The sequence below is a fragment of the Methylomonas montana genome, assembly GCF_030490285.1.
In the GTDB taxonomy this organism is placed as follows: domain Bacteria; phylum Pseudomonadota; class Gammaproteobacteria; order Methylococcales; family Methylomonadaceae; genus Methylomonas; species Methylomonas montana.
In genome coordinates, this window is sequence record NZ_CP129884.1 from 24,102 (window position 1) to 44,580 (window position 20,479).

The window sequence follows — 20,479 nt, forward strand, 5'->3', positions numbered from 1 at the left end:
GCGATATATTGGCCGATAATGCCAGCGGACTGTTGCTATACCCTTCAAATGGCGCATCGTGTCAATTGGAAGATAGAACTGATACAGGCAAATTGAGTATCATGTCGCGTGGTGTAGACAGCTTGATTTTCACAACATGGCCATTTTCAATCCAACCGATCCTAAAACAGTCATGTTAATTTCATTTACTATTGTCCCATTTTGTTGCTGGCTTAACTATCCAAACGTCGCCAATATACAAGCAATCAGATTCCCAGTAATAATGGACTGAGTTTTTCTGCAACTTCCCAAATCGGTTTGGCAATTTCGCCAATCACAAGAGCCGCTTCTTTGATGCCTTCCAAACTGATGCTTAACCGATTATGACGCGGAGCTTCTCGTTGAGCTTCCACAACCAAGGCTTCAGCATCTCGGCCCAAGTCTTCCAAGCTTTGCGACGCTGGTACTTTATTATTTAATTCCTGAATTTCTCTTAAAAGATGAGCTAACAGCATAGTCACTTCCTTGTTGGATTTGGATTCATCCAAGCTATTGAAACTATTTTCTATTTTTTCGGCGGCGATTATTGAGCCGTGAACTGTATTACCGTTAATGCTTATTTTTGTCTCACTCACTTTTTTATCTCCCGCATAATAATCGCCAAAAATACTGATTCCGGCCTTAAGCTGCCCTTCTTTCGACAGAATAAGACCTAACACCTTACCAAGGTCATAACTCAAACCGGATTCAGCGATATATTCTCTTTCTCCTTTTCTAGCGAAAGCCAATAACTGTTGATATGGTGCCTTTTCGGTTCTGAATTCCAGCGACGGTTTTGCGGTATCAATTAGTGAGGAATGCGGCAAATCCACCCATTCCCGAAAGTCCAACGCCAAATCACTAAAAATCCTTTTCATCGCATCATACAAAACTGTAAGGTATTCCTTCGCGTCTCGACCGTATACCTGTATTACGATTAAGCGTCTGTGATAATTGGCTTCGACCAAAGCTTCGGCTTTTAAACTTCGGCTTTTGAATATACCGCCTCGCTGACTCAGTAAGTTGTCTTTGATTTCATGATGGCGACTAACGATAAACTCGCCTATTAAATTTCGTGGCAAAAAGCTACTGAAGTCAAATTCAAAACTCAAAATATCCTTGTTTTTTAATTCGGCGGGATAGCTCGACAACTCATCGGCTAATAACGCCGGAATGATCATTTCGTTATTACTCAATGGATAGCAGAGTTTGAAGCGTTGCATGGCTCGACTGATGAATAGACATTTGTCCGCCGGGTAATTCAGCAAATGTTGGTACTCGTCCTCAACCCTGGAGCTTGCCAAAATCCGTACCATATCGGCTTCGTTGATGCGCGACTGCTTGGCATTCATTAAGGTATAAACCCCGTGAGTTAACCATCGGGGGTTCAATAAATATGCATTATGAAAGGTCTTTAATTCGTCGAAATGCAACATGACGCCGAGTTTATCGAAAATATCCACCAACCAATCCCGGTTCAACTCGCCTTGATCACTGACCTGGTATTTATCGCACAACTGCTGGAATTCATTCTCCCCCATAAACGCATTGGTTAACGCGTTTTGTTGCAACTCCTGTAATACGCCACCTTGCTCAGGGGTAAATAGCATTTGATGAATACCCACTGCTTGTAATTGAACACTTAAGGCTTGCTTGAATGTTTCAAATTCGTGTCGATGCGCGGTTTTTGCCTCAGTACAGGAGACCGGATAAAAACCTTTAATATTCGGATAGTGCCGGGTCAAGTTCTCCATTTGCAGATGGATTATCGCTTCATCGGCTTTATTGGCAACTAATATCACCGGCGCGGAGTTACCGAACACCTTGACATGATCTAGCCAATATTCTGCCTGCTCGCTGCTGTTGATATCGGCTCGGGCATTAATGACAATGATGTAAACGCATGATGAACGTAAAAAGAATTTGTGGGTGGAGTGAAACACCACTTGTCCGCCAAAGTCCCAAAAGTGGGCCTGAATATTGGTATCCGGTACTAGCCAATCACGAATATCGATGCCGGCAGTCATAGTCTCCTTGCCTTGAATGACATCTTCGCCGTGCAATGCGCGGATCAGCGATGTTTTTCCGGACTCGCCATAACCTATGAAAATAGCGCGCACCCGATTTAATGGGGTGCTCGCGTTGGTGTTTCCTAAGTTTTTCAGATAGGCATTAACCTTTTTGGCGCCTTGTAATTTCAATTCATCCGGAATGTTGTTCCATTGCTTGCGTAATTCAATATCTATGTAGTGGCCTTTTACTATATCGTCATACCAATCCAGCCAGACTTCAAATCCAGCGTTTAGTGTTGAAACATCGGCTTTGAACTGCTCCAGCAATCTCATCCAGTCTTCCGGTATGCTTTCCGGCCACAATGGCTGCTCCAATAAGGCATTGGCTGTGATTTTGGTTAATGCCGCTAAATCTTGTCGAATGGCCAGGGTTGTTGCGTCCTGGGCAACTTTGGCAGCGTAGACACTTTCTACTGCGGTAACAGCGGAGTTTGAAGAGTAATCTCGATTACTGAAGAGTGTGAAGAAGGCTTCAACTAGTTTGTCGGATGGTTCGTTGTTGGCTGTTTTGGTTTTGTGAGTATTGACAGGATAGTAGGCGGTCCTGGCTGCAGAGTCGGCAGCTGAAGCCACGGCTGCTGCAATATCCGCTTTTGCTACATAGGCGGCTGCTTTTGCTGCGTCAGCGGCATGAGAGGCTCCGACTAGTCCGAAATTGGTCCCAGCATCGCCTATGTCGGCGATAGCGTCGGAATATTTTTCTGTGAGGGCAAACTCGATCGCCATGCCATAACAGCGCAGTATCGACAACAAATGTCTGTCTTTTTCGTTGGCTTTCCAGTATCTAAAGGATTGATCATTTGATCCGGTTAACGCGGCAAACCACGCTGTTTTGTTGGGAACAGATAATAAGGGCAAGACTCGCATTGCCGCGCGGACGGCAAATGCAACCCGTTTCTGAATCGGCAGTTCTTTTAACCTGGCTTGAATTTCAACTCTAAATTGATTTCTATCGAACATCATTCCCTCTTAACATCATCTGTTAGCCTTAACGCCGCTGCCGGTAACAATCGGGGCGAACGGCGAAGCTTGAGCCAAAGCACCTTGTTAATTAAACAATTGTATGTTGGGTGCACAGATTAGCGGATTCAGCGCTTATAGTGCCAGAAACAAAAGCCGATTAAGAAAATTGATAAAAGGTCGAACAAACCGGCTGGGTCGTTTCGGATATGCAGCAGTTCAATCTGGCGTTGGGGATGGGCGGGGAGGTGTGCGTAATTCCTACGTAAAAAGGCAGTTTTGGTAAATATTAAGGCTATGTTAGACAGTCGCCAGCAACCTGGTGAGAATGGTTGATAGCTGGCTATTTTCAACTTTGAAAGCGATCATGGATGACTCAAAAAACGACTTGATTAACGTTAAAGTGCTTTTTCAACTCGGTTCCTGCCATTTTCTTTAGCAATATAAAGCACTTTATCAGCACGTTGTAGCAAATCATTTGGAAGCTCGTTGTCTCGAAATTGTGCAACTCCGATTGATACCGTAACCTTATCGTAGTATCGACCATTGCTTTTACTTTTGATCGAACCCATCGAAATTGCATTACGAATCTGTTCTGCTATGACCCCCGCGCCTATGAGGGACGTTTGCGGCAAAATTACCGTGAATTCCTCGCCACCGAACCGTGCCGCCATATCCCTTCCTTTCAGGCAACGCTTTAGGGCTGCTCCTACGTACCGAAGCACCTTGTCTCCGACGAGATGGCCATAAGTGTCGTTAAATTTTTTAAAAAAATCGATATCTATCATCAAAATGCACAGAGGCGATTTCTGTTCCCGTGCTGAAATGACAGCCTGTTCCAACGCTGCATCGAACGCTTTGCGATTCGGGATACCTGTCAAAGCGTCCATCATCGATTCTTCTTTGATTTTCTCCAGGTCTTTTCTTAATGATTCCACTTCGGCAAGGACAAGAGATATTTCGGATTCAACCCGTTGCTGATTTTGCTCCATAGACCGGGTGTCATCGAGAACCTTTTGAACCTCAGATGCTACTGCGTTCAAGGGTGTTGAAGGATCCAAAATTTGGGCGAAGCGGTTAAGTGTGTGCGTATAAACGGAGAGATTGCCGCTCGACCGCTCGACCGCCCCCTGAACACTGATAATAATGTGGTGCAGTTCCTGGCGAATTTTCTCCAACGTAATGGCATCCTGACTGAAGAACTGTTGATATAAAATCCATAGCTGTTCTGCCGTTAGCTCTTCTGATTGTCCAACTAATTTATCGAGTGCAGCATTCAGTTCCTGGTTTTTACCGGCAACATAATCATAACCCACACGGTAATTGATGGGGGATGGTGCAACGTTGTGTTTGCCTAATAATGAGGTCGCCAAGCGTAAGTGCTCAAACGCTTCCTCAAAGTTATCTTGATGGTACGGATTCATCACGCTCAGTGTAGTTCCTGTATGGCAATGAGATTATAGGGAGTCAGGTAAGATTTAGCATGCAATTACAAAACTGTAAAGAGTAATTCACTTTTCTATCCGCGATGAGCAATGTTTCGGCGATAGTATGTATTAACACATGGAAAGAGTTGCTACAGCAAGAAACGGTGTCGAAATTTTGCCAATTTTATTCCGAAAGAGCGTTAAAATTTTCGAGAGGCATTTTTCTAACTTACCGATGAATAAAAGCACGCGTAGTTTTGATGAATGGCAAATCCGCGCTCATTGGTGGAAAAAGTTAGCCGCTGTTCTACAAACCATGCGTATATTTTCATTAGGAGAGTCGCGGTGATTCTGCACAATTTCATTATATTTCCAGACCGCCTCATGCGAATGATACGAACTGCTTCCCTATCGATGTTAGTCCTGGCTTTCGTTGTCACTGGTCTCGTGTATGGGTTGATCGTAGCGTCGTTACCAGCGGAAGACGGTGAAATATCGCTGCCTGGCTTGGTGGCGAAGGCCACCGTGCAGAGCGACGCCTTGGGTGTTCCGTCCGTCACGGCTGACAGCCGGGAGGACGCCTATCGTACCTTGGGTTATCTGCATGCCCGCGACCGTTTGTTTCAGATGGAACTGATGCGCCGCAAGAGTGCCGGCCGGTTAGCGGAACTGTTTGGTGCGTCGGCGCTGAAAGTGGATCGCAAGCAGCGCACTTATCAACTGACCAGAACCGCTCGAAATATCGTCAACGATTTACCCGCCGCGCAGCGCCAGGTATTGCAGGCTTATGTCGACGGCGTTAATGCGTATATCGACCAAGCCCGGATATTGCCGCCGGAATTTCTGGTGTTGCGTCATCAACCGGAACCTTGGCGCGCCGAGGATAGTATCCTGGTGATTCTGGGCATGTTCCAAACCTTGAACGGCCAGGAACAGGACGAGCGCATGGTCAGCGTGATGGAACACGCGTTGCCCGCCGATTTGTTGACCTTCCTGACGCCCGACACCGACAGCTATGCCACCGTCTTGGTCGGCGGATCGGCGTCGCGGCGTTTCAGCCAAGCCATTCCGGTTTCGTCTTTGGCGGCGTTGCCGGATGTTGGAGCAGCTTTAGCCGCGAACAGCGTCGATGCCGAAAATGTCGTGGCTGGCTCCAATAACTGGGTGGTGGCGGGCAGTAAAACCGCCGATGGCCGGGCCATCGTCGCGAACGATATGCACCTGGGCTTGAATGTCCCCAATGTCTGGTACCGTGCCGAATTAAAGTATCAAGACCGGCATCTGTTCGGCGTGACGCTGCCCGGCGTGCCGGCCGTCGTGGTCGGCGCTAACGATGATATCGCTTGGGGCTTTACCAATGTCACAGCCGATTTGCTGGACTTGATCCGTTTGGAGATTAACCCGGACAATCCCAATAGTTACCGCACCTCGCAAGGCTGGCAGGTGTTTGATAGCCACAGCGAAACCATACACGTCAAGGATGCGGCCGATGTCGAAATCAGCTTGCGGGATACTGTGTGGGGTCCGGTTTCCGATCAGGATTTGCTGGGCGGGCCGGTTGCGATCAAATGGACGGCGCTGGAACGGCAAGCGGTAGACCTGGGCTTGATGGAAATGGACGGCGCGCAGACCATCCGCCAGGCGATGACGGTGATGAACAATACCGGCAGCCCGCCGCAGAATGTGGTGATCGCCGATCGGGAAGGTCATATCGGTTGGACTTACATGGGGCATTTTCCGAATCGGGTTGGCTTCGACGGTTTGGCCAGCCGCTCCTGGGCCGATGGCGGCCTGGGCTGGCACGGTTTTATCCCGCCAACGGAATTGCCAAGGCTTCTGGACCCGGCCGAGGGCTTTATCGTCACGGCCAATAATCGTACCTTGGGCAGCGATTATCCGCATGTCATCGCCCACAATTGGGCGTTGGGTTATCGCGCGTTTCGCATCGCCGAATTATTACGCGAGCGTCAAAACCTTACCGAACAAGATTTATTGACCATTCAGCTGGACAGCCGCAGCGCGGTGCTGGATTTTTATCAGCAATTGGCGCTTGCTGAACTGCGTGATTTGGGCAATAAAGAAGCCGAGTTGGCGGAAATTGAACAGGTGTTGCAAGCCTGGGACGGCTATATGCGGACCGATAGCGTTGGCGCCAGTTTTTTGAACGAGTTCAGAAAACGCTTGGCGGAAGAGGTGTTTGCGAAAGTGGTGGCCGCCTGCAAAGTGCACGATCCGGATTTTCGTTATGCCTGGCGGGAAATGGAAACGCCGCTGCGTTTATTGTTAACCCAGCGGCCGAAGGGCATGTTGAGCGCGCGTTATCGTGACGATTGGCGGCAGATGCTTTTGGAAACCATGCGCCAAACGGCTCGCGAATTGCGCCGCCAATATCCGCAAACCCAGTTGGCGCAACTCACCTGGGGACAGACACACGCTATGACTTTGCAGCATCCTTTCAGCAAAGTCGCGTCCGTTTTCGGTGACGTGCTGGATATGCCAACGTTTGCCAGCGATGGTTGCGCCAGCGTCTGCGTCAAAGTGATGGACAGTGGTCATGGTGCCAGCGAAAGGTTGGTACTGTCGCCGGCACATCCAGAAAACGGTATTTTTCATATGCCGGGCGGACAGTCCGGGCATCCTTTTTCGCCACATTATCGCGATCAACAAATGCTCTGGCAGGACGGCATTGCCGCGCCGCTGCAAGCCGCTGCCAAACCGCATGTCTTGTCTGTTTTACCGCAATAAACGCCAGGCCGATTTAAAATACGAGCCGTTGCCCTTGAACAGGTTCGGCTCTACTATCTGACAAAATGCAATTTTTGCCCCAACATTTCCGCGGTGACTAATACGACCCCGCCTTCGCTGACATAAAACCGTTTTTTGTCTTCCTCAAGATTTTCGCCAATCACGGTGCCGTCAGGTACCACGCAACCTTTTTCGACAATGGCCTTGGTGATGCGGCAATGTTGGCCGATCGTGACTTGCGGCAACAGCATGCTGTCCTGGATGACTGAATACGCGTTGACGACGACATTGGAGAACACCATGGAATGCCTAACGGTTGAGCCGGAAATGACGCAGCCGCCGGAAATCATCGAGTCTATGGCTTGGCCGCGGCTCCCGTTATCGTCAAATACAAATTTGGCGGGCGGTGTTTGCTCCTGATAGGTCCATATCGGCCATGTGGTGTCGTATAAATTCAGATCCGGCTTAACGCCGATTAATTCCAAATTGGCGGCCCAATAGGCATCGATAGTCCCTACGTCGCGCCAATAACTTTGCTGGCCACTTTGTAAATCCAAAAACGGATAGGCATTGACGATGTGATCGTCGATCACGGCAGGAATAATATCCTTCCCAAAATCATGCGTCGAATCTTTGGTTTCGGCATCTTTAATCAGTTGTTCCCATAAGAAATCGGCATTGAAAATGTAGATACCCATCGAGGCTAATGCGGTGTCGGTACGGCCAGGCATCACCGGCGGATTTGCAGGCTTTTCAACAAAAGCCCGTACTCTGCGGTTTGCATCGACGTCCATCACCCCAAAAGCAGAAGCGTCCTTCAATGACACCTCAAGACAGCCTATGGTTAGATCGGCATTTTGTTCAATATGATCGACTAACATGGCGGCATAATCCATTTTATAAATGTGATCGCCGGCCAGGATTAAAATGTGCTCGGGTTTGCGTGCTCTGAGAATATCGATATTCTGCAATACCGCATCGGCGGTGCCTTGATACCAGGATGTTTCGTCGATGCGCTGTTGCGCGGGCATTAAATCGACATATTCGCCGAATTCGCCGCGCATAAAGCCCCAGCCTTTCTGAATATGCCGAATCAGCGAGTCGGCTTTATATTGCGTCAAAATGCCAATTTTGCGAATACCGGAATTCACGCAATTCGACAACGGAAAGTCGATGATACGGAACTTGCCGCCAAACGGTACGGCAGGCTTGGCCCGCCAATCGGTCATATTCATTAACCGAGAGCCGCGGCCACCGGCCAGAATTAAAGCAATAGTATTTTTAGTTAATTGATGGATATTGTGATGAATCACGGACATAGGAGATTATTAATCAGATTTATCAGGGATTTATTCGCCATTTCGAGTCTGCAAAGCAAAAGCAGTCACTCGACGACTAATACTGCGTTATTAAATTGACACGAATCAAGATACCTGCAAACAAGGCAAATATGTCCTAAGACGGCCAATTCAAAAGTAAATGGTTATCCCTTGGACAACAGGGACGAATGATTTGGAAAATTGTTTTTTATAAAAATCCCAATTTCTTCTCCAAGCACGACATAAATCGCATAAGAAAAATAAAGCACGGTTAGGGTATAAATAATGGCTGACATAGTTTGAGTCTCGCTAAGGAATCAATAGTATTATTTTTATAAATGACGCCGTCATGGTTTATGCGAATCCAGGAAACCACTCACGCTAGCGAGTGGTTACGGGATGCCTAAAAAAACGGGCACTTCCTGTGCCCAGATTAAGGAGGACTTAACTTTTTAAGAAACTGTCCATAATGCCTGCTGGATCGATACCTTGGTGCGGGAATTGCTCCCACAAGCCGCCGCAACCTTCTTTGTGGGTGCCAAGGTGGGCATATTTCGGTGTATAACCGCGTTCCAACAACCAGGAGCCCATGCGGCTGCCCAAACCGGTTTTACGGTTAAAGGCCTCCACTACCATCACTTTCGGCGATTTGCCGATTTTTGCCAACATGTCTTCATCGATGACGGTAAGGGTCGGTTTGTTGATCAGGCCAACATCGACACCTTGCTTTTTCAAGCGCTCAACGGCATCCAAGGAGCGGTACAACGCTTCGCCGAAGCTGACGATATAGCCGGCGGTGCCCTCGCGAATGACTTCGTCTTTGCCTGAGACGAATTTGTAATCGCCGCCAAAGAACTCGTTGCCGTTGCTATCCAAAATCGTTGGTACTTTCGAACGAGTCGAAAACACGAAACGTAAACCGGGATTGAAAAAGATGGTTTCCAAGCAAGCCTTCATTTGCAGCGGATCGGCCGGGAAGTACAGATTGGTATCGTAACCGTCGCTCAAACCGTTGTCGGCGAACATATTATTCAAACCGAAGTGGCAGGTGTTGTCGGCCATGTCATCGATCCCGGAATGGGAGAAATGGCTGAGTACGTTGGAATTGTTCAAGCGAGCCATGGTGATTTCGGAAATACACATTTCCAGAAAGGCGCTAAAAGTGCCGAAAATGCCTTGTTTGCCTGCTTCCATACCAAAGCCGGCGGCCGCAGCGAAATTGCCGCGTTCCATGATGCCGGAGGATATAAAGATTTCCGGGAAAGCGTTATGAATTTTGATCAGGCCGCAAGAGCCTTCCAAGTCGCTATCGACCACGCGGACTTTTGCAATTCGTTCGGCTTCGCTCATTCGACCAAGAATCGCCACGGCAGCATCGCCGAACACATTGCGGTTGGCATCCCACTTGTCGCTGGAACCCAAAAATACCGCGTCATTTTTCGGGGCTTTGACTTCACGCAAATGATCGGCTGCGGCTTGTTGGCCGTGCGACTCCAGGTATTCAAGTGCCACTTTCACGGATACCACATCATGGCCGTGGGTCGAGCCTTCCAAGCCGACAATGCCTGGGCACATCGGCCGGTGATTAATGATCGCGACTGGGCCTGGGGTGTTAATTGCGGTGATGATACGTTTATACAAATCGTCCAGATCTTCGCCATCGCCTTCCAGAACCGTCACGCCTTGGCCGGCCAGGGTTTTCGCCGTACTGCAGCCTTTTAAATAGTTGGAGGGATGGCCGGCGATGGTGACATCGTTATCGTCGATAATCAGTTTCACATTCAGGTTTTGCGCAACGGCCAAACGCGCGGCCTCGGCATCGTTACCTTCTTGCTGCGAACCGTCGGAACCCAAACAGAACAAAACCTTGCCGGGGTTGGCGATGGCCACGCCGTTGACATAAGGCCACATGTGACCCAAACGGCCGGAGCTAAATTTCACGCCGGGGGTAAAGCCCAATTCGGGATGGCCGGGCAAATGGGAATGCGCGGCCCGGTATTCCATCAGGCGTTCCGCCGGCAAATCACCATTCAGGGTGGACATCAGATACTGGGTGGCCACGCGATGGCCGGCTTCGTCGAAAAATATCGGGACGAATTTATCTGCCGAGCCGCGGAATAAAGCATCCATGATCATCACTTCAGGTACCGTATCGTAAGGCCCGCCGGTATGCCCGCCTACGCCGCGCGCTGCGCCGGTCGCCGTAAAAAATACAATAGCATCGCGGCAAAGCTGGATGTTAGCCTTGAGGCTGGCGCGTTGCTCGGCAGTTAAGGTTGAATTGCTAGGATTTAGAGCGATGCGCTGATAAGCGCCAAGATCGATTGGGAATTTGGACATAACTAATCTCGTGGTGAGGATATTATTTTTATAGACGCGCATCTAGTTATTGCGCTGTTATTTTTTATCACGGTATAAAACAAAAATAACTTTAAGCATTTATTAGTAAAAATACCCGTTGCTCATTGGCCACAATAATGACGTTTTTTTACAAAAGTCGTTGCTTAAATGCTGCCGTAAATTATTTTTTTATGCCGTTAGGCTGAACCTTACACCCATTAAAACAGGCTTTGCAAGAGTTTTAAAATACCATTGAATTCGTGTAAAAATTAAAATTAAATGGATGGTCATTAAAAACCTTAGGTCATAAAAATTGGCTTTATAAAATCACAAGTTATCACGATGACCTCGCATTTTTGGAACATGGACTTTTCAAGTCGTTCGAAAAAATTCGACAATAAAATAAAAAACCTCTTGCGTAGCTTGTTTAATGTTTTACAACTTTAAGCTCGGTCTTCAAGGACTCCATTCCGCCAGTATTGGTCCGGCCTCATCTGGTAAAAGCGAAAATCCTAAGCGGCTATGTAAGGACAGGGTAAAAAATGGTCAGTAGCCGCTTAGCTTTAATTTGGAGAAAGCAATGAAAGAAAAACTTTCCCGCGATGTTGTGTCGTGGCTTCAGGAAGCAGTGGCAGTTGAGACCGGCGTGGACATTGGACCCGAATCGGCCGCAAGGCTTTACTCGGCGTTATCCGCGGCCCTGTATGCCGACGCCAAACAGCGCCAAGCCAACACCATCCAAGAAGTGACGGTGCTTCTCACCGACCTGCGCGGATTTACCTCGATTTCCGAAGCCTATCCAGCCGAAACGATGTTGGAAGTATTGAATCTCTACTTGGCTCGGATGTGTGAAATCGCGATCCAAAACGGCGGTACAATCGACAAGTTCATGGGCGATGCCATCATGCTGTTGTTTGGCGCGCCGCAGCAAAGTGGCGACGATGCGCGCCGCGCGGTGACCTGTGCGGTGCAAATGCAGATTGCCATGGAGGAAATCAATGCCGATCTTGTCTCGAAGGGATTCCCGTTACTTTACATGGGCGCGGGGATTAACACAGGCGTCGTCACGGCCGGTCTGCTCGGTTCGGAGTTGCACTCCGAATACACCGTCATCGGCGACGAAGTCAACATTGCCTCTCGCATCGAAGCTTTCAGTCTGCGCGGGCAAGTGCTGATTAGCGAAACTACTTTCAATCATTGCCGAGATTTCGTGGCCACGGGCGAGCCGATGGAAGTGCATGTCAAGGGAAAGTCAAAACCGGTGCAACTTCGCGAGGTATTCGGCATTCCGGCGCTGGGTCTGGAAAATCCGCGCCGGGACGTACGCAATAGTCCGCGTGTCGAGATTATGATCCCATTCGCTTACAACGTCATAGTCGACAAGGTGATCCAATCCCCGCCCGGCCATGGCGTTGCCATCGACATTAGCTATCAGGGCATACTCGCCGAAGTCGAATCCGGACTGAGCCAGTATGCGGATATTCTGATGGAACTCGATCTTTCCTTGCTTGGCGCTCAAAAGCACCTCATCTACGCCAAGGTATGCAATATCAGGTCGGATGAAGGGCGTTGCTTTGCAGGTATTGAATTTACCTCCTTGAACGCAGAGTCCGAACAGGCTATCCGGCGCTTTGTGCAAATGCTTATCCAAGGCAGTCCAATGAAGTAGATGGTTAGCTAGGCGAGCCGCAAGGCTTAAAAGGGGTTTGCGGAATGCCAACGGCATTGATATTGTTGCCAACCCCATCAAGACTCTACGGATTTAGCCTTTTATGTACCATTCAGCGCCGGGAATGCGTCGATGAGAATTTTACTGGTCGAAGACGATAATGTTTTGGCCGATGGGCTTTCGCGTAGTCTTGCCGATTGGGGGTTCGATGTCACGCTGGCAGTGACCGGTGCTTACGCTGACAGCGCGTTACGCACTCAGCCGTATGACCTGATCATTCTCGATTTAGGTTTGCCCGACACCGATGGGCTGGAGGTGCTGCGACAATTGCGGGCGCGAAAATCGGCTATTCCGGTACTGATTTTGACAGCGCGGGACAGGCTTAATGATAGGGTCGGCGGCTTGGAATTGGGTGCTGACGATTACATGACTAAACCCTTCGAACTGCGGGAACTGGAAGCTCGCGTCAGGGCATTATTGCGCCGCAGTCATGGTGGCTTTGATCACAACATCACGTTTGCGCAACTGGTGATGGATACCCGCAATCAACACATCAGCATCGCCGGCACGCCGATGGTATTGCCGCCTCGAGAATATGGCGTGCTGGAAGCCTTGTTGTTGCAAGCCGGACGGGTGGTCAGCAAAGATAATATCGCCCAACGTCTCGCGGCCCGTTCGGAAGAATTGGCGGACAATGCCATTGAAGTCTATATCCATCGGCTACGTAAACGCCTGGAACCTTTGGGTATTAGAATCAGAACGGTGCGTGGACTGGGTTATTTACTGGAGCGTAGCGAAGATGAATAAACCGCAGAGTCTGAGAGCGCAATTGCTTTCGCGACTGACATTGCCCTTGCTCCTGGTAGTCATCGTCGATGCCGCGGTGTCTTATTTCGTGGCCTTGCATTATGCCGACCAGGCCTATGATCATTGGCTGTTGGATTCGGCGAAATCCTTGGTGCAGCAAGTCAAGGCGCACAAGGATAAAGTTACCTTCGAGTTGCCGCCAACGGCTGTTGAAGTATTCCGCTGGGACGAGATGGATAAAACCTTTTTCAAGGTAGAATCCGAGGTCGGCGGTTTTATGGCCGGCGATAAAAGCTTACCCAGTCCGTCTATCGCCTCCTTGGTCAAGGAAGAACCTTTTTTTTCGGACGGCGAGATTCAGGGGCAAACGGTCAGAATCGTCTCGGTGTTCACCACTCCAACAGCCAGTTCCGGCGATGTGCTGATTTCGGTTGCCGAAACGCTGCACAAGCGGCATAGCATGATGAATGAAATCCTGTTGGCGGTGGTGTTGCCGCAACTGCTGCTGGTATTTATTACCTGCTTTCATCTCTGGATAGGCATCAATCGTGGGCTGAGGCCGCTCAACGATCTGACGCAATGGATTGCTCTGCGTTCGGCCAAAGATCTCAACCCGATTTCGGATATTGGTGTTCCGCTCGAGGTACGCACATTGACGCATACGATCAACGACCTGATGCAACGGCTTGGGTCGACGTTGAACACCCAACAGCGCTTCATCGAAAACGCTGCCCATCAATTGCGCACACCTTTGGCGGGCCTCAAAGTACAGGCGGAAAGGGCACTTTACGCCGAAAATCCCGAAACCATGAAACCGGCATTGGCGCATATCAAAAACGCTGCCGATAGAGTGGCGCATCTCAGTACACAATTATTGGTGCTGGCCCGCTCGGAGTCGGCGCACAGCGCACAGGAATTCAAGTTAATCGATTTGGCCGGCCTGGCCCGACAATGTTGCATGGACTGGGTGCCAAAAGCCTTGGAACACAGCATGGAACTCGAATTTGACGCACCGGCTGCCGATGTTTACGTCACCGGCGATGAAACCTTACTGCGGGAATTGCTCAGCAACCTACTAGACAATGCCGTTTGCTACGGCAAGCTGAATGGCCATATTAGTGTAAAAATCCAGGCTTATCCGAAGGCCGCGTTGATTGTGGAAGACGATGGCCCCGGCATTCAGGCCAACGAAGCCGACAAGATTTTCGAGCGCTTCTACCGAATTCCGGGCAGTCCCGGCGAAGGCTGCGGACTGGGCCTGGCGATTGTCAAAGAAATCGCCGATCTTCATGGTGCACGGGTCAATATCACCAGTAAGCGTCGCGGAGGCACTCGGTTTGAGATCGCGTTCGGCGAGGTAAAAAAGCTTGTTACCTAAAATTAGACGGCGGCCTTTAAGTTGAAAGGTTCATGAAAGGTTAAGTGAGTAGGATGCTATGCCTATTTGGGTACTCCTTAATCCTAGCGCTTTCATCGGACTTACATGCGTTATACCAATTTGTTTTGCCTTATCGGTTTTCTGTCCGCTTCCGGCTGCGAACAGCACAATCCGGAGTCAGAGGTTCAAACCAGCCAGCCGGAACCAGCCAAGACCAGTACGACGCGAAGCGTTTCGCTTCGCCCGGAATCGCTTCCCTATATAAAAGTCCAGGAAATTCAACCGGAAGCTTTCGCCGGCACCATTTCCGCGCCGGCCCGCGTCGATTTTCGCGCGCAAGCGGTTTCCACGGCCGGCACGGTGGTGGCCGGGCGCATTACCAAAATTCACGTTCAGATCGGCGACAGGATTAAGGCCGGTGCGCCGCTGGCGACCTTGGCTAGTGTCGCAGCCGCGCAAATGCGTTCGGATTACTCGCGCGCCGAGGCTGAGCTGGCTCGCGCGGAGGATCATCTGCGGCGGCAATTGGAAATGCAACGCACGGGTGTGGGTCTGGAAATAGAGCGGGTGGAAGCCGAAACCCAGCTTAAACAAGCGCGGACCGAACTGGAACGTAGTCGGGATTTTTTAAAGCTGCTGGGCGATGGCGCCGCTGCGGAAGTGGTGGTTCGCGCCCCTATGGATAGCATGGTGTTGAAAGCGGACGTCTCAACCGGTGCGGCGGTGGAACCGGGCGCGCCATTATTCGAATTGGGCGAACCTTCGGCCGCCTGGATCGTCGCGGATGTGTTTGAAAAGGATTTGCCCTTGGTGGAAAACGGCGCCAAAGCCGTGATTGAACTGGCCACGCTGCCGGAACCCATTCATGGCCATGTGGTGGCGGAAAGCGCGGCCATTCAGACCGAAACGCGGCGGGCGTCGGTGTTCATCGTGGCGGATGATCCGAAAATATCGCTACGGCCCGGCATGTACGCCAGGGTTGCCATCGAGGCCTCCACGCCCAACCGGATCATTCTGCCCACGGCAGCCGTGCTGATCAAGGATGGCCGGGAAACCGTGGTTTACATTGAAACCAGCCCCGGAAAATTCGAATCTCGCCCGGTTCAGGTCGGCCAAGCCCGCGAAGGCATGACCCCGATTCTGAAAGGATTGTCCGGCGGCGAACGCGTGGTCATCGGCGGCGCGTTGTTGCTGGATGGCGAAGCCGCGCTGCTGTTGTAGGAGGCGAGGCCATGCTGAGAATACTGATTGAATATTGCGTGCACCGACGGGTGGCCGCCATCGTGGTGACCTGCTTGATCGCGCTGTTCGGCGTTCACGCTTATCTGGAAACGCCGATCGAGGCCTATCCGGATGTCACCAATACCCAGGTTACCGTGATCAGTCTGATGCCCGGTTATGCTCCGGAAGAGGTGGAGCGGCAAGTCACCGTTCCTCTCGAACGTGTGCTGAATGGTACGCCAGGCATGTTGCAAATGCGCAGCCAAAGCTTGTTCGGCCTGTCCTTGGTGACGATTACCTTCCAGGACGATGTCGACAGTTTTCATTCGCGCACCCTGATTTCCGAACGCATGTCCGGCGCCGAACTGCCGGAATCCGTTCAGCCGGTACTGGCGCCGGATTACACGCCGCTGGGGGAAATCTATAAGTTCACCGTCACCAGCGACCGCCATACGCTATACGAGCTGCGTTCCGAGATGGAATGGAACGTTTCCCGCGTGCTAAGACAAGTGCAGGGTGTCGCCGATGTGTTGACGTTTGGCGGTTACTACAAGGAAATCTATGTCGAGATCGATCCGGTCAGATTGGATTCCTTTGGCCTGACGCTGGACGAAGTCAATCAAGCCATCGCCAGCTCGAATCGCAATGTCGGCGCCGGCTTCCTGCGCCATGGCGATCAACAAATCGTGATCCGTGGCGTCGGTTATCTGAGCTCGCCGGAAGACGTGAAAAAAATCGTCTTGAAAAGCGAAGGCGGCACGCCGGTGACGGTGGGCGATGTGTCCCGGCTGGTGCAAGCCTATACGCCGCGTCAGGGATCGGTAGGCGTGGATGGTCAAAAAGAAGCGGTGGAAGGCATCGTGCTATTGCGCCGAGGCCAAAATCCTTCGCGGGTACTGGCGGACGTTCACGCAAAAGTCGAGGAACTGAATACCCGCATCCTGCCGGCCGGCATGAAGTTGGTGCCGTTCCTGGATCGCACCCAACTTGTGGACAGCACGCTGCATACCGTCTACGACAATTTGTTGCACGGTTTTCTGCTGGTGGTGGGCGTGGTATGGCTATTTCTGCGCAGTATCCGCGGCTCGTTGATTGTCGCCGCCGTGATACCGCTCTCGCTGTTGGTGGCGTTTGCCGGGTTGTACCAGTTGGGTCTGCCCGCCAACCTGATCTCGATGGGCGCCATCGACTTCGGCATCATTCTGGATGGCGCGGTGGTGCTGGTCGAAAACGTGATTCATCAGGCCACTCACCAACATCCCAAAAACCATCGGGAAATGGTGCACCTGATCGTACGCGCGGCTTTCGACGTAGCCAAACCGACTTTCTTTGCGATGCTGATCATCATCGCCGCGCTGCTGCCGGTGTTTACCCTGGAACGTGTCGAAGGCCGCATCTTTCGGCCGTTGGCGTTGACATACAGTTTTGCGCTGGTCGGCGGTCTGGTGTTTGCGCTGACGCTGGTGCCGGCTTTATGCGCGGCCTGGATTCAGCCTAAACACGCCATGATCGAAGAACCGCGTTTTTTGGTGACATTGCGGAACGCCTATGGCCGGGTGCTGAGATTGGCGCTTGATCGGCGGGGCGCCACGCTGGCGGCTGCGGCCGTCCTGTTGCTGACCGCCACACTCGCGGGCGGAAAATTGGGGAGCGAATTTCTACCGGAACTGGATGAAGGCGATGTGCATGTGTTCGTGGAAATGCCGGCCAGCATCGCGTTGGCCAAGGGCCAGGATATTTTGCTGGACATGCGCGAACGCTTGCTGCGCTTTCCGGAAGTCAAAGGGATTCTTAGCCAGCAAGGGCGCTCCGAGGATGGCACCGACAACGAAGGCGTGAATATGAGCGAAACCTTCGTGCATCTTAAACCGCACGATCAATGGCGGCCCGGCTGGCATAAGGAAAAGTTGGTGGACGCGATGCGCGAATCCCTGCTGGCGATTCCTGGCGTGCGATTCAATTTCTCGCAACCGATCAAGGACAATGTCGAAGAGGCCGTCAGCGGCGTGCGCGGCAAGGTGGTGTTGAAGATTTACGGCACCGATCTGGAAAAAATGCGCGATACGCTGGAACAGGCTAAAACCCGGCTAAAAGACATTCCCGGCGTCATTGATCTGGATCTGTATCGCGAATCCATCGTGCCGCAATTGCAAATCAAACTGGATCGAAACGCGTTGGCGCGGCAGGGCATTACCGTCGATGCCGCCCAGGACACCATCGAAACCGGGTTGGCCGGCAAAGTCGTCACCGAGCTTTGGCAAGACGAACGGCCGGTGCCGGTGCGGGTGATCTTGCCGATCACCGAACATAGTGATACCGAGCAAATCGCCAGCTTGGTGCTGCCGACGCCGACCGGTGCCCGGATTCCGTTGCGGGAAGTCGCCGATATGCCGACCGAACGTGGCAGAACCTCGATCGAGCGCGAAGCGAACCGCCGTTTCCTGGCGCTGAAGTTTAACGTCGAGAATCGCGACTTAGGTTCCGTGGTGCACGACGCAATGGCGGCGGTCGAAGACAAGATCGAGCTTCCCGAAGGCCATTTCCTGGTGTGGGGCGGCGAATTCGAGAACCAGCAGCGGGCGATGGGGCGTCTAGGCGTCGTGGTGCCGATAGCCGTATTGATCGTGCTCGGTTTGTTATACGCCGCGCTGCAATCGGCACGCAGCGCGATGGCGATTTTATTGTGCGCGCCGTTTGCGATGTCCGGCGGCGTATTCTTGCTGCTGGCTTCCGGCATCTCCCTGTCGGTGAGCGCGGCCATTGGTTTCATTGCGCTGTTGGGGCAGGTGTCTCTGATGGGCCTGCTGGTATTGAGCGCAACGGAAGCGCGCCGCCATCAAGGCTTATCATTGACCGAGGCCATCCTCGGCGGCGCCACCGAACGCTTACGGCCGGTGTTGATGGCGTCCATGCTGGCCTTGCTCGGCCTGTTACCGATGGCGGTTTCCACAGGCATCGGCAGCGAAACGCAGCAACCTTTCGCCGTGGTGATCGTCGGCGGCATGTTCACCACCTTCTTTGTGGCGATGTTGGTGCTGCCGGTCATCTATTCCTACATCACTCCCAAACGGCTGATCACGCCGGAAGAAGCCGATGAATTGTCGGAGGATTCCGTATGAAAAATGATTATTTGAAGAAGCGTCCCATTTTGTTGGGATTGCCGCTATTGCTTTTGTGGGGGCTTGCCGATTTTTCACCGGCTGCTGCGGACGACGCCGTTGCGCTTCCCGAAGCGGTAACCGTACGCCAGTTGTTGGACATCACCCGAGAAAAAAGCCCTCGATACGCCGCGTTGCGACAACGTATCGAAGCGGCCAACGCCGAAGTGGTAGCGGCCGGTGTGCTGCCGAATCCCAAGATCAGCTATGGCCGCTACGACCTGCTGACGCAACACAACACCATGTATGACGGCAACGTGCAGCAACAAGTTACTTTGGAACTGCCGGTGTTGATTGCCGGGCAACACGGCGCCCGAGTCGAAGCGGCGGAAAAAAGAGTGGCAGCCACCGAGGCGGATATCGAGGCCGAATATGCCCGTTTGGTTCACAGCGTCTGGACCTTGTTCGTTAAACAACTGGCGAATCAGCAGCGGGCCGTCGTTCTCGACGAGACTGCCCATTACATGCAGCATCTCACCGAGATCGTTTCCGGACGCGCACAGGCCGGTAATGCCAGCCCTTACGATTTGCTGCGTATCGAACTGGAAGCTAAGAGCCTGCAAACCCGCTTGGAAACCGTTCGCAACGATGTATCGGCCACGGCCGGCGAGCTAGGCGTGTTGCTGGGGCTATCCGGTTGGAAGCCGCAAGCCTTGGGGACTCTGAGTTATCTGAATGTGCCGGCCGATACCGAAAAGCTTTGGGCGGAGGCCGAACGCATGAATCCCGATCTGGAGGCTGCCCGCCGTGGGGAAGTCGCCGCGGATGCCGGCCTGGAACGCGCCCGGCGCGAACGCTGGCCGGTGCCGTCGTTTCAGGTAGGCTCGGTCTTCACCGACAAACCTTATGGCAATACCAGTTTTGCCGGCGTGTCCGTGGATTTGCCGATTTTCGACCGTGGCCAAGGCGGCATGGCGCGCGCGGCCAGCGAAAAGCAGTCGGCGCTTCTAGAGCGGGAATTGACCATGGCTCGGATTCGTAGCGGCCTGGAGCGGGCTGTCGATCTGTTGGGCCGCCGTCGCGAAACCCGCGCGAATTTTGAAAAAAATGTCGTCGAAAAACTGACCGATTTGAAGAATATGGGCGAAGCCAGCTATCGCTTGGGCAAGGGCAGTTTGTTGGAATTGCTCGATGCTTCGCGCTCCCGCACCGAAACTCGACTGACCCATCTGGATTTGATGCAAGCGGAAATAGAAGCCGAACTGGAGGCATTGCGCGAATCCGGCTTATTGATAAATACGGTTGAAACCGACGCTGTGAAAGATCGGTAGTCGTTAAACCGGTGGGGCAATAACCGTCGTTCACCGATTGTGTCCGGGATGCGAGGGCCTGTTTTCTCCCCGCTGAGCTTGGCTTGGCAAAAGG

The 20,479-nt window shown here is 51.8% G+C and carries 11 protein-coding genes; 7 read left to right on the forward strand and 4 right to left on the reverse strand.

The window, feature by feature from the left end:
• Nucleotides 1-245: 245 nt before the first annotated feature.
• Entirely contained in the window at nt 246-3,053 is a 2,808-nt protein-coding gene (locus QZJ86_RS00130; RefSeq protein WP_301935652.1) for a COR domain-containing protein, read from the reverse strand.
• Between the two features lie 395 nt (nt 3,054-3,448).
• Nucleotides 3,449-4,474, reverse strand: coding sequence for a GGDEF domain-containing protein (locus QZJ86_RS00135; protein WP_301935653.1), 1,026 nt, complete (start codon nt 4,472-4,474; stop codon nt 3,449-3,451).
• A gap of 387 nt (nt 4,475-4,861) precedes the next feature.
• On the opposite strand from QZJ86_RS00135, the gene QZJ86_RS00140 reads away from it, so the two are divergent.
• A complete protein-coding gene (locus QZJ86_RS00140) occupies nt 4,862-7,222 on the forward strand; it encodes a penicillin acylase family protein (protein WP_301935654.1) in 2,361 nt (786 codons plus the stop codon).
• A gap of 53 nt (nt 7,223-7,275) precedes the next feature.
• On the opposite strand, the gene glgC is transcribed toward QZJ86_RS00140, so the two are convergent.
• Nucleotides 7,276-8,541, reverse strand: a complete 1,266-nt coding sequence (gene glgC, locus QZJ86_RS00145) for a glucose-1-phosphate adenylyltransferase (protein ID WP_301935655.1) — start codon at nt 8,539-8,541, stop codon at nt 7,276-7,278.
• A gap of 444 nt (nt 8,542-8,985) precedes the next feature.
• Nucleotides 8,986-10,881 carry a transketolase C-terminal domain-containing protein gene (locus tag QZJ86_RS00150; protein WP_301935656.1) on the reverse strand — a complete coding sequence of 632 codons (1,896 nt, stop codon included), beginning with the start codon at nt 10,879-10,881 and terminating at the stop codon, nt 8,986-8,988.
• 580 nt (nt 10,882-11,461) lie between these two features.
• Between QZJ86_RS00150 and QZJ86_RS00155 the strand changes: the two genes are divergently transcribed.
• From QZJ86_RS00155 to QZJ86_RS00180, 6 genes are all read left to right on the forward strand, one after another.
• On the forward strand, nt 11,462-12,550 hold the full coding sequence (locus tag QZJ86_RS00155; RefSeq protein ID WP_301935657.1) for an adenylate/guanylate cyclase domain-containing protein: 1,089 nt from the start codon (nt 11,462-11,464) through the stop codon (nt 12,548-12,550).
• Between the two features lie 132 nt (nt 12,551-12,682).
• Nucleotides 12,683-13,357, forward strand: a complete 675-nt coding sequence (locus QZJ86_RS00160; RefSeq protein ID WP_301935658.1) for a response regulator — start codon at nt 12,683-12,685, stop codon at nt 13,355-13,357.
• The gene (locus QZJ86_RS00165; protein WP_301935659.1) at nt 13,350-14,735 is read left to right on the forward strand and encodes a sensor histidine kinase; all 1,386 of its coding nucleotides are present in this window, start codon (nt 13,350-13,352) and stop codon (nt 14,733-14,735) included. The genes QZJ86_RS00160 and QZJ86_RS00165 overlap by 8 nt, the downstream gene beginning before the upstream one ends.
• A 105-nt stretch (nt 14,736-14,840) precedes the next feature.
• The gene (locus QZJ86_RS00170; RefSeq protein ID WP_301935660.1) at nt 14,841-15,956 is read left to right on the forward strand and encodes an efflux RND transporter periplasmic adaptor subunit; all 1,116 of its coding nucleotides are present in this window, start codon (nt 14,841-14,843) and stop codon (nt 15,954-15,956) included.
• A gap of 11 nt (nt 15,957-15,967) precedes the next feature.
• Nucleotides 15,968-19,075 (forward strand): efflux RND transporter permease subunit, encoded by a 3,108-nt coding sequence (locus QZJ86_RS00175; protein WP_301935661.1) that lies wholly within the window; start codon nt 15,968-15,970, stop codon nt 19,073-19,075.
• Nucleotides 19,072-20,385 (forward strand): TolC family protein, encoded by a 1,314-nt coding sequence (locus QZJ86_RS00180; RefSeq protein ID WP_301935662.1) that lies wholly within the window; start codon nt 19,072-19,074, stop codon nt 20,383-20,385. The genes QZJ86_RS00175 and QZJ86_RS00180 overlap by 4 nt, the downstream gene beginning before the upstream one ends.
• Nucleotides 20,386-20,479: the final 94 nt, after the last annotated feature.